Origin of the sequence: Actinomadura sp. 7K534, assembly GCF_004348575.1 — a bacterium.
Lineage (GTDB): Bacteria > Actinomycetota > Actinomycetes > Streptosporangiales > Streptosporangiaceae > Spirillospora > Spirillospora livida.
In genome coordinates this window covers 1-8,650 of sequence record NZ_SMKB01000280.1, presented here as the reverse complement: position 1 = coordinate 8,650, position 8,650 = coordinate 1, and the positions used below count along the sequence as shown (strand labels likewise).

The 8,650-nt window shown below is 71.6% G+C and carries 11 protein-coding genes; 6 read left to right on the top strand and 5 right to left on the bottom strand.

Features of this window, described 5'->3' with window-relative positions; all coding sequences use genetic code 11:
- The 4 genes from E1266_RS32640 to E1266_RS32625 form a co-directional block, all read left to right on the top strand.
- Window positions 1–637 (top strand): SDR family oxidoreductase (locus tag E1266_RS32640; RefSeq protein ID WP_132053698.1); only part of this gene is annotated, 637 nt, incomplete at its 5' end.
- Entirely contained in the window at window positions 634–1,263 is a 630-nt protein-coding gene (locus tag E1266_RS32635) for a hypothetical protein (RefSeq protein ID WP_132053696.1), read from the top strand. The genes E1266_RS32640 and E1266_RS32635, both read left to right, overlap by 4 nt.
- On the top strand, window positions 1,260–2,003 hold the full coding sequence (locus E1266_RS32630) for an arylmalonate decarboxylase (RefSeq protein ID WP_132053694.1): 744 nt from the start codon (window positions 1,260–1,262) through the stop codon (window positions 2,001–2,003). The genes E1266_RS32635 and E1266_RS32630 overlap by 4 nt, the downstream gene beginning before the upstream one ends.
- 14 nt (window positions 2,004–2,017) lie before the next feature.
- Entirely contained in the window at window positions 2,018–2,806 is a 789-nt protein-coding gene (locus E1266_RS32625) for an alpha/beta hydrolase (RefSeq protein WP_165966298.1), read from the top strand.
- 4 nt (window positions 2,807–2,810) lie between these two features.
- On the opposite strand, the gene E1266_RS32620 is transcribed toward E1266_RS32625, so the two are convergent.
- Both E1266_RS32620 and E1266_RS32615 read right to left on the bottom strand, forming a co-directional pair.
- Complete coding sequence (locus E1266_RS32620; protein WP_132053690.1) at window positions 2,811–3,278, bottom strand: hypothetical protein; 468 nt, start codon at window positions 3,276–3,278, stop codon at window positions 2,811–2,813.
- A 121-nt stretch (window positions 3,279–3,399) separates the two neighbouring features.
- A complete protein-coding gene (locus E1266_RS32615; RefSeq protein WP_132053688.1) occupies window positions 3,400–3,939 on the bottom strand; it encodes a hypothetical protein in 540 nt (179 codons plus the stop codon).
- 87 nt (window positions 3,940–4,026) lie between these two features.
- Here E1266_RS32615 and E1266_RS32610 point away from each other — a divergent pair, with 87 nt between their 5' ends.
- Window positions 4,027–5,130, top strand: coding sequence for an FAD-dependent oxidoreductase (locus E1266_RS32610; protein WP_132053686.1), 1,104 nt, complete (start codon window positions 4,027–4,029; stop codon window positions 5,128–5,130).
- A 45-nt stretch (window positions 5,131–5,175) separates the two neighbouring features.
- Here E1266_RS32610 and E1266_RS32605 read toward each other — a convergent pair whose 3' ends face one another.
- Window positions 5,176–6,090 (bottom strand): LysR substrate-binding domain-containing protein, encoded by a 915-nt coding sequence (locus tag E1266_RS32605; RefSeq protein ID WP_132053684.1) that lies wholly within the window; start codon window positions 6,088–6,090, stop codon window positions 5,176–5,178.
- Between the two features lie 199 nt (window positions 6,091–6,289).
- Here E1266_RS32605 and E1266_RS32600 point away from each other — a divergent pair, with 199 nt between their 5' ends.
- Window positions 6,290–6,607 (top strand): UBP-type zinc finger domain-containing protein, encoded by a 318-nt coding sequence (locus E1266_RS32600; RefSeq protein WP_132053682.1) that lies wholly within the window; start codon window positions 6,290–6,292, stop codon window positions 6,605–6,607.
- A 30-nt stretch (window positions 6,608–6,637) separates the two neighbouring features.
- Here the strand turns inward: E1266_RS32600 and E1266_RS32595 are convergent, their stop codons facing one another.
- Together E1266_RS32595 and E1266_RS32590 are read right to left on the bottom strand one after the other, a co-directional pair.
- Window positions 6,638–7,036 carry an STAS domain-containing protein gene (locus E1266_RS32595; RefSeq protein ID WP_132053680.1) on the bottom strand — a complete coding sequence of 133 codons (399 nt, stop codon included), beginning with the start codon at window positions 7,034–7,036 and terminating at the stop codon, window positions 6,638–6,640.
- A gap of 592 nt (window positions 7,037–7,628) precedes the next feature.
- A complete protein-coding gene (locus tag E1266_RS32590) occupies window positions 7,629–8,612 on the bottom strand; it encodes a YihY/virulence factor BrkB family protein (RefSeq protein WP_132053678.1) in 984 nt (327 codons plus the stop codon).
- Window positions 8,613–8,650: the final 38 nt, after the last annotated feature.

Sequence of the window (8,650 nt, the reverse complement as noted above, 5' to 3'; positions counted from 1 at the left end):
CGGCGCGGTCGGCGTGGTCTGCGACATGGCCGACCGGGACCAGGTGCAGGCCCTCTGGGACGCGGCGGCCGAGGCGTTCGGGCGCATCGACCACTGGATCAACAACGCCGGGGTGTCCACCTCCCGACGCCCCCTCACCGAACTGCCGCCCGACCAGCTCGAAACCGTGGTGTCGGCCAACCTGCTCGGCGTGCTGCACGGCAGCGCCGTCGCGGTGCGGGGCATGACCGCCCAGGGCGGCGGCACCGTGTGGAACATGGCGGGGCTCGGCAGCGACGGACGGACCGTCCCCGGCCTCATCGCCTACGGCGCGACCAAGCGCGGCACCGACTACCTCACCACCGGCCTCGCCAAGGAGGTCAAAGACGGCCCGGTGAAGGTGGCGCACCTGTCCCCCGGCATGGTCGTCACCGACCTGCTGCTCCGCGACTACTCCCCCGACGAGCTGGCCAAGGCCAAGAAGATCTTCAACATCCTCGCCGACCGGGTGGAGACGGTGACGCCCTGGCTGGCCGACAGGATCCTCGCCGGGACCAGGAACGGCGGGACGGTCGCCTGGCTCACCACGCCCAAGATCATGGGCCGGTTCATGCTGGCCCGGTTCCGCCGGCGCGACCTGTTCGGCGAGGACGCATGACCGACTACCCGGTCGCGCTCGCCGCCGAGGACTTCGTGCCGGTGGCCTTGACCGCGCTGGGCATGGCGATGCTGCGGCACCGGCACCCGCTGGTGCCCGCGGCGGCCGCGCTGGTCGTGGCGGGCGGGTTCGGCAAGGCCGCCTGGAAGCTGATCGTCGCGCTCGGCGGCCCGGACCTGCCCTGGCTGCGCGGCGCCCTGTTCCCGCTGCTGGCGATCGGCTTCACGGCGTTCGCGTACGCGCTGTCCCGCGAGTCGCGCCGGCCACCGCATCCAGCCGTGCTCGTGATCCCGCTGCTCGCGGCGCTGGCCCTGTCGGCCGTCCTGCGAGACACCTGGCCCGCGCTGCTGTGGACGATCGTCGCGGTGACGGTCGCCGCCGTCCTGCTGGCGCGGACCGCCGCGCGGGCGGGCGACCCGCTCGCGGCGACGCTCTTCGGCCTCTGGCTGGCGGGCCAGTACCTGCTCGGCCCCCTGGCGGCGCGCGCCGAGCAGTCCATCCCCCTCCAATGGGTGGAGCAGTCCTGCAACACCCTCGCCCAGGCGGCCTTCGCGTTCGCCGCCTGGCACCTCACCAGAACGACACGTACCCCAGCGGAACAGACCGAGGAAAGGGCGGCGGCGTGACGGACGCACTCGGCTGGCGGCGCAAGTTCGGGGTGATCGCGCCGTCCACCAACACCATCGTCGAACCCGACTTCTACCGGATGGGCGTCCCCGGCGTGACGTCCCACTTCTCCCGCATCCACATCCGCGACCAGGACATGGCCGGGGACGAGGGCATGGAGCGGCTCCTCGCGCAGATCCGCGACGAGATCGGCGCGGCCTGCGAGCGGGTCCTGACCTGCGAGCCCGACTACATGGTGATGGGCATGTCCGCCGAGACGTTCTGGGGCGGGATCGAGGGCAACAAGCAGTTCGTCAAGCAGATCTATGACATCACGGGCCTGGAGGTGGCGACCGGCGCCGAGGCGTGCGAGCGGGCACTGAAGATCTACGGGGCGCGGCGGATCGGCGTCGTCACCCCGTACCAGCCGGTCGGCGACGCCAACGTCCGGCGGTTCTTCACCGAACTCGGCTTCGAGGTCGACCGCATCATCGGGCTGAAGTGCCCGACCGCCGTGTCGATCGCGCACGTCACCGACGCCGAGCTGCGCGGGGCGCTGCGCGAGCTGGCCACCGGCGAGGTCGACGCCCTGGTCCAGTGCGGCACCAACCTGTCGATGGTCGCAACGGCCGACGAGGCCGAACGCTGGCTCGACCTCCCCGTCATCGCCATCAACGCCGCCACGTGGTGGATGGCCCTCCGCGACAACGGCATCGAGGACCGCGTCTACGGCGCCGGATCCCTCCTGCGCGAGCACTGATGACCCGTTCACCGATGACCAGGGGTTATGTCGACACCGAATGGGGCCAGGTCCATTACCGCGCAAGCGGCGACTCCGGCCCCTGGATCGCCCTGTTCCACGAATCCCCGCTGTCGTCCCGCGTCTTCGAGGACGTCCTGCCCGTCCTAGGCCGCAGCACCCGCGCCGTCGCCTTCGACACCCCCGGCTACGGCGCGTCCGACCCGCCCCCCGGACCGGGCTTCGAGATCCCCGACTACGGCCGCGTGCTGGCGCAGGCGGCGGCCGGGATCGGGATGGAGAAGCCCGTCCTCGCCGGCGTGCACAGCGGAGCGTCCCTCGCCCTCGCGGCCGCCGCGCACCTGCCCCCCGCGGGCCTGGCCCTGAGCGGCGTCCCGCTGTTCACCCCGGAAGAGCGGGCTGGCTTCCTCTCGGGCTGGACGCCCGAAGCCCCTCTCGACGGCAAGGGCTCCCAGTTCGGCTGGGCCGTCGAACGCTACCTGCGGAGCTGGGGCCCGGACGTCCCCCGCGACCTCCTCCACCTCGCCGTGGTCGAACTGATGCGGGTGGCGGACCGCTACGAGTGGGGCTACCAGGCGGCGTTCCGCTTCGACCCCTCGGACGCCCTCGCGGCGGCGGACGTCCCCGTCCTCCTCCTCAACGCCGAGTTCGACAGGCTCGCCCCCAAGGACGCCCTCGCCGTGGACCTGGCCCGCGACGCCCGCCTGGTCGTCCTCCCGGGCCTCCCCGGCCAGCCGCACCTGCGGGCCCCCGGCGACTTCGCCGCCGCCCTCCTGGCCTTCACCCTGGAAGCCCAGTCCTGACCGCTCACCACGTGCAGTCGGGCACCCCGTCGAGGTGGGCCTTCCCGCGGATGTAGACGTTGCTCACAAAGCCGCTGGGCTGGTAAGCGCCGTTGTAGACGTACGACCACCACTCGCTGGAGTACCCCGAGTCGGAGACCGGCTGCCCCCGCTTCTGGCAGTACACGCCGATCTCCTGCTTGGAGACCTTCCGGATGATGATCGGGCAGTTGCCCGTGGACGGGTAGTCGGTGCACGCCCCGGTGTTGCCCCTGCGAACGTTCACATTGGTGGCCCACACATAGACCCAGACGATCTGGTTGGCGGACTGCTTCCCCACCGCCTGCGGCGCCGCCGCCTGCTGAACCGGCGCGGCCTGCGCAGGTGCGGCCTGCGCCGGCGCGGCGGCGATGACCGAGGCCCCGAGGGCACTTGTAGCGGCGAGCATCATCGCCGCCCTCTTGAGACCCGGTCTGGAGGCATTACGAGCCATACCACTCTCCATTCACTCGTCACCCTGCCCGACCCCGGCGAGCAAGGCAGCGGATGAAGTGAACCCCGGACCGGCTTCATCCCGGCTTCAGATCGGCTTCACCGACCGGCCGGGTGCTCGGTCAGGGGGTGGTCTCCTCCAGGACGGAGCGGATTCGGCTCCAGGCGTGTTCCAGGTCGGTGTCGGGGGCGGGTTCGAAGACCAGGACGCCGTCGCCCAGGTCGAGGGTGAGGACCTGCCTGCCCGCCTCGGTGCGCATCGGTTCTCGTGCGTCCACGCCGTAGGGCGCCTCCAGGACGCTCATCTCCGCGTCGCCGCGCGGGTCGAACACCAGGAGGCCGCGGGCGACCCACAGGGCTCCGCGCTGCAGCACGTTGTCGTGCACGACGCCCTCGTCGTACGGCAGGGGGCCGCACAGCCTGCCGATCAGGCAGAGGCGGGGGCGGCGTCCGGCGGTCAGCTCGGCCACGATCTCGTCGGTATTGCCCAGGCCGGGCGGGATGACGTAAAAGGCCAGGCCGGGGCGCGGGCCGGTCAGCTCGCGGCGGAACGACCGGAGCGAGGGGCGGCGCCGCAGCACTCGGTCCAGGGCTGGCCGGAGCAGGAAGCCCCCGGCGAGCCCCGCCGAAGCCGCGGCGATGACCGGTATGACGATGGACACCCGCGTCACCGTAGCTTTCGTAGATCACGCACAGGTGTCCGTCTTGCGAGCCTCGCCACGTATGGGAGCGGCTGTCATTCTGAGGGCATGCGGATAGTGGTCGTGGGTGCGGGGATCATCGGTGCCGCGCTGGCGGACCGGCTCGCCGCGCGTTCGCAGGACGAGGTCGTCGTGGTCGAGGAGGACGCGCCCGGCGCCGGGACCTCGGGCACCAGCTACGCATGGGTCAACGCCAACGATCCCGCTGATCCCGCCTACCACCGGCTGCGGACCGCGGCGATGTCGACCTGGCGGGAGCTGGCCGCCGGGTTCGGCGACCCGGCCTGGTACCGGGAGGCGGGCAACACGACGTGGGCGGTCACCGAGGACGCGAAGGCCGAACTGGCGGAGCGGGTCGCGCGCCTCGGCGAGCTGGGCTACGCCGCCGAGCTGATCGACATCGGGCGGCTGAGGGAGCTGGAGCCGCGGGTCCGGGCTCCGCTGGACGCGCTCATCGCGCACTACCCCGATGAGGGCTACGTGCACGGCGGCGCCGTGGCGCAGGCGCTTGTCCGGCGTGCGGGGGACGCGGGAGCCGAGATCGTCACGGGGCATCGCGCGGTCGGCCTCAACACCGGCGGTGACCGCGTGACCGGTGTGCGGCTGGACGACGGCAGGGATCTGGACGCCGATCTCACGATCTGCGCGGCCGGGCGGCACAGTCCCGCACTCCTCGCCACGGCCGAGGTCGCCCTTCCGCTGGTCGACCCGTCCGAACCCGGCTCGCCCGCGCCCTGTCTCGTCGCCACCACCACGGCGGCCGAGGGCGTCGTCAACGGGCTCGTCCACGCCCCCGGTCTCTCCGCCCGGCCCGCGCCGGACGGGGGGCTCGTCCTGGAGGCCGACGACCTGGACGCCGGTATCGACGAGGCGGCCTCCCCCGAGCTGATGCGGACGGTCGGCGCCGAGCTCCTCGCCCGTGCGCGCGCCCTCGTCCCGAAGCTGCGGGCGGGCGTCGCCGGGGTCCGGCGGTGCGTTCGGCCGCTGCCCGTGGACGGGTATCCGCTCATCGGCCTCCAGCGCCCCGGCCTGTACACCGCGGTGACGCACAGCGGCATCACGCTCGGCCCGCACCTCGCCCTGCTGATCGAGCGGGAGATCCGCGGGGAGGCGCTGCCGGAGCTCGCCCCCCACCGTCCGGACCGGGCGTGAACCCGCCGACGACGCCGCGCCGTAGGAAGACTCGCCGGGCCCCGGTCAGCCGGTTGTGTGGTCCGCGGCGGTAAGCCAGCCGAGCCGTTCGGACATGTTCCGGGCGCAGGCCACGACGGCGCGCACATGGTCGGAGTCGTCGGTCGCGCGCCACAGGAGCGACCAAGGGTAGAAGGACACGGGTTCGGTGAGCGGCCGCCAGAGGGTCCCCGGGAGCGCGGAGATGCAGGACGAGGGGACGCAGTACAGGCAGCGGCCCTGGTCGACGAGGGTGGACGCGGCGTGGACGCTGTCCACGGTCCCCTCGTACACGGTCGGGGTGAAGCCCGCGGCACGGCACATCTCGACGGTGAACTGGTTGAACTCCGGGGCCTCCATCTCCTCGGCCAGCAGCAGGGGTTCGCGGGCCAGTGCCTCGGCGGGCACCGCGTCCAGTTCCGCGAACCGATGCCCCCGGGGGACCAGGACCCCGAGACGATCCCGGCGGAACAGGTAAGAGGCGATCCCCCTCGGCGCCAGGACCGCGCGTCCGATGCCGACATCGAGGCGCCCGGCGACGAGTTGCTGGTACTGCTCGGGGACACCGACCTCCACCTGGTGGATCACCAGGTCCGGGTAGAGCGCCTGAGCTTCGTGCAGGATCTGCGGCATCGAGTCGTAGCTGGCGTCGATGACGCCCACCCGCAACGCCGGCGAGACGCCTTCGGCGGTCCGGGCCACCTCGGCGGCGCGCTCCACGTGCGCGAGGATCCGCCGGGCCTCGACGAGGAAGGCCGCTCCCGCCGGGGTCAGGGCGACGTAGTGGGTGGTGCGCTCCAGTAGGCGCACACCGAGCGCCCGCTCCAGCCGCTGGATCTGCTGGCTCAGCGCCGACTGGACGATGTGCTCGCGGGCCGCCGCCCGACCGAAGTTGAGCTCCTCGGAAACGGCGACGAAATAACGGAGCTGGCGCAGTTCCACATCTTCGCCTTACAAGGGGAACGGTGAGACCTGCCTGGCGAGCCTACATCGCGGCGCGCTCCAGACGGTTTCTCCGGACCACGGACGGCTATCGCCCCAACTGATCAAGCAAGCTCGTATCGCTCGTCACGGTTCGCTCGAAACGGAGGTCAACTGTAAGTGGCACCCAGCCCGCGGTGCTCGGAAAGGGGCTCGCTCGATGAACCACCGGAGGAGCGTCCACATCATGACCGCAAGCGCGCCCATCAGCCCGAACGGATCGGCACCACGTTGCGAGCATGCGGACGGGCTGACTCCCGTCGAGCCCCGCTCGCGCGGCTGCCGGGTATGCGAAGCGCTGCGAGCAGGCTGGAAGGCCCTCCGGGTCTGTTTGACCTGCGGTTGGGTGGCGTGCTCCGACGACTCGCCGCACCGGCACGCGAGAGCGCATTACCGGGAGACCGACCATCCGATCACCGCCACGGTGGGACCGGGGCCCACCTGGCGGTGGTGCTACGTCCACGGACGCCAGGTCTGACCGAGCCGGCCTCCGGGCCTGAGCAAGCGGTCAGGCGGCGAGCTCGGCGTGGAGGTCATGAGCGGACTGAACGGTGAAGGCGCGGTCGAACCCGGTGACGCGGAGCAGCTCGGTCACCTGCGGGCCGGGGGCGGCGAGACGGAGGAAGATGCCGAGTTCGGCGGCACGGCGCTGGATGCCGATCAGCACGGCCAGTCCGGCCGCGTCGGCGGACGCCACCTCTCCGAGGTCGAGGATCAGCAGCCGGCCGCTGCGCCGCAGCAGTCCGAGCAGGTGCTCGCGCAGCGCTGGAGCGGCGGCGCCGTCCAAGGCGCCCGTCAGCGCGACGATGGTGTGACCCGGGCGCCGGTGGGCGGGCATCCTCACTTCGTCGGGGGTTCGGACCGATCCCCCGGCGGCCGGCCTCGGGATGGCGGTGACAGCGGTCATGATGATCTCCGATCAGGAGTGGGCGGGTCGACGCGTGCCACGGGGTCTTCTCGAAGTCGCCCGCCCTCGGACTCCCAGACACTCTCCGCGGGCGGCAGGGCATCGGCCCGGCCCGTCCGGCCATGGGGCCGCGAGGTGAGGGCTTGCGGGCCGGCGGCGCCGGGCGGTCGTGCACCAGGGGACACGCTTGTCGCCGTGCGGGATCTGGCGGTGCTCGCCGGAGACGGGCCGTGCAGGGTCGCCATGACTCCCCTTTTCGGGGACGAGCCGGTGTGACGCATCGCCCCCGGAACGGGGACGTCGTCGTTTTCCGGATGATTTCTCATCCTACCTGATTTTTAAGATCTCCGAAGAAATCAAAAATGCTCGCCCGAGAGACACATTGAAGTGCGGAACGGATTTTTCGCCTGCCGGGCGGGCGGTCATCGGCCCAGGTGATGACGTGTGCACGGATCGCCTGTGTCCATAATCGGTTCGTCGGCGAGAAAATGCCAATGGCCGGTCACCACAGGGGCTGCGCCGGTGTGGCCCAGGGCCGTCCACTCCTCCCCGAGACCGGACGGCCCTGGATCAGCGGTCCCGGCCCGGGGTGTCAGTCCGGGTCGTCGCGCGGGGGCGGGTCGAAGTCGACGTCGACGTTCTCGAAGCCCTTGTGGCGCTCGGTCTCGGCGTAGGAGGTGTAGGCGCGCCGGTCCGCGGAGGTCAGCTCGACCTTGTCGGTGAAGGGCGTCAGCAGGCTGCGGGGCCACAGCCGCCGCTCCCGGACGACGTTGATCTCTGCGCTCAGCACGAAGGTGAGCGCGCCCAGATAGATCCACGTCAGCAGGCCGAGCACGATGCCGAACATGCCGTAGGTCGCGCTGGCGCCCTGGAGCCAGTGGCCGAGCAGGAAGGTGCCCGCCCACTGAAGCAGCTGCCAGACGAGCGCCGCGACGATCGCCCCCGTCCGCACCTGCGCGACGGTGAGGGGCCGGGCGGTCAGCATCCGGAACGTCACCGTGAACAGCACGACGTTCAACGCGACCGCCGCCGCGACGGCCGCCGCCCGCACCCCGGCGGCGCCGAGGACGCCACTGGACGTGGTCACCCCCGACAGCAGCGCCGTCCCCAGGAGCACCGTGCCGCCGACCGCCAGCAGTGCCAGGCTCCGCACCCTGGAGAGGATGGGGTTCGGACGGGCGTTGCGCGGCACTCCCCACATCTTGTTCAGGGCGTTCTGCGCGGCCTGCACCACGCCCAGCGCGCCGTACACGCTGCCCACGACGCCCGCGGCGAGCGCGAGCCGGCTGCCGCGGAAGGATCCGATGTTCGCGCCGATCTGGTCCCCGATGACCGGGAACTGCGCGAGCGCCGAATCGAGTACGCGCTGCTGCAGTCCGGGGTTGCCCTCCAGCACGAAGCCCAGCACGGTGACGAACAGCAGCAGCAACGGGAACAGCGACACGAACCCGTAGTAGGTGATCATCGCCGTGAGATAGGTGCCCTGGTCGTCCACGAACTTGTACACGATCGCCAGCGGCAGGCCCGCCCAGCGATGCCGCCGCTGGTAGGCGTCCACGCGGCCGACCACTCCCACACGGCCCTTCTGCCCTTTTCAGCGCGCCCCCAACGCCC

Excerpts from the sequence above, each read along its gene's own strand:
- E1266_RS32635 (WP_132053696.1), top strand. The coding sequence starts at position 634 with ATGACCGACTACCCGGTCGCGCTCGCCGCCGAGGACTTCGTGCCGGTG.
- E1266_RS32625 (WP_165966298.1), top strand. The coding sequence starts at position 2,018 with ATGACCAGGGGTTATGTCGACACCGAATGGGGCCAGGTCCATTACCGC.
- E1266_RS32620 (WP_132053690.1), bottom strand. The coding sequence starts at position 3,278 with ATGGCTCGTAATGCCTCCAGACCGGGTCTCAAGAGGGCGGCGATGATG.
- E1266_RS32610 (WP_132053686.1), top strand. The coding sequence starts at position 4,027 with ATGCGGATAGTGGTCGTGGGTGCGGGGATCATCGGTGCCGCGCTGGCG.
- E1266_RS32600 (WP_132053682.1), top strand. The coding sequence starts at position 6,290 with ATGAACCACCGGAGGAGCGTCCACATCATGACCGCAAGCGCGCCCATC.
- E1266_RS32595 (WP_132053680.1), bottom strand. The coding sequence starts at position 7,036 with ATGACCGCTGTCACCGCCATCCCGAGGCCGGCCGCCGGGGGATCGGTC.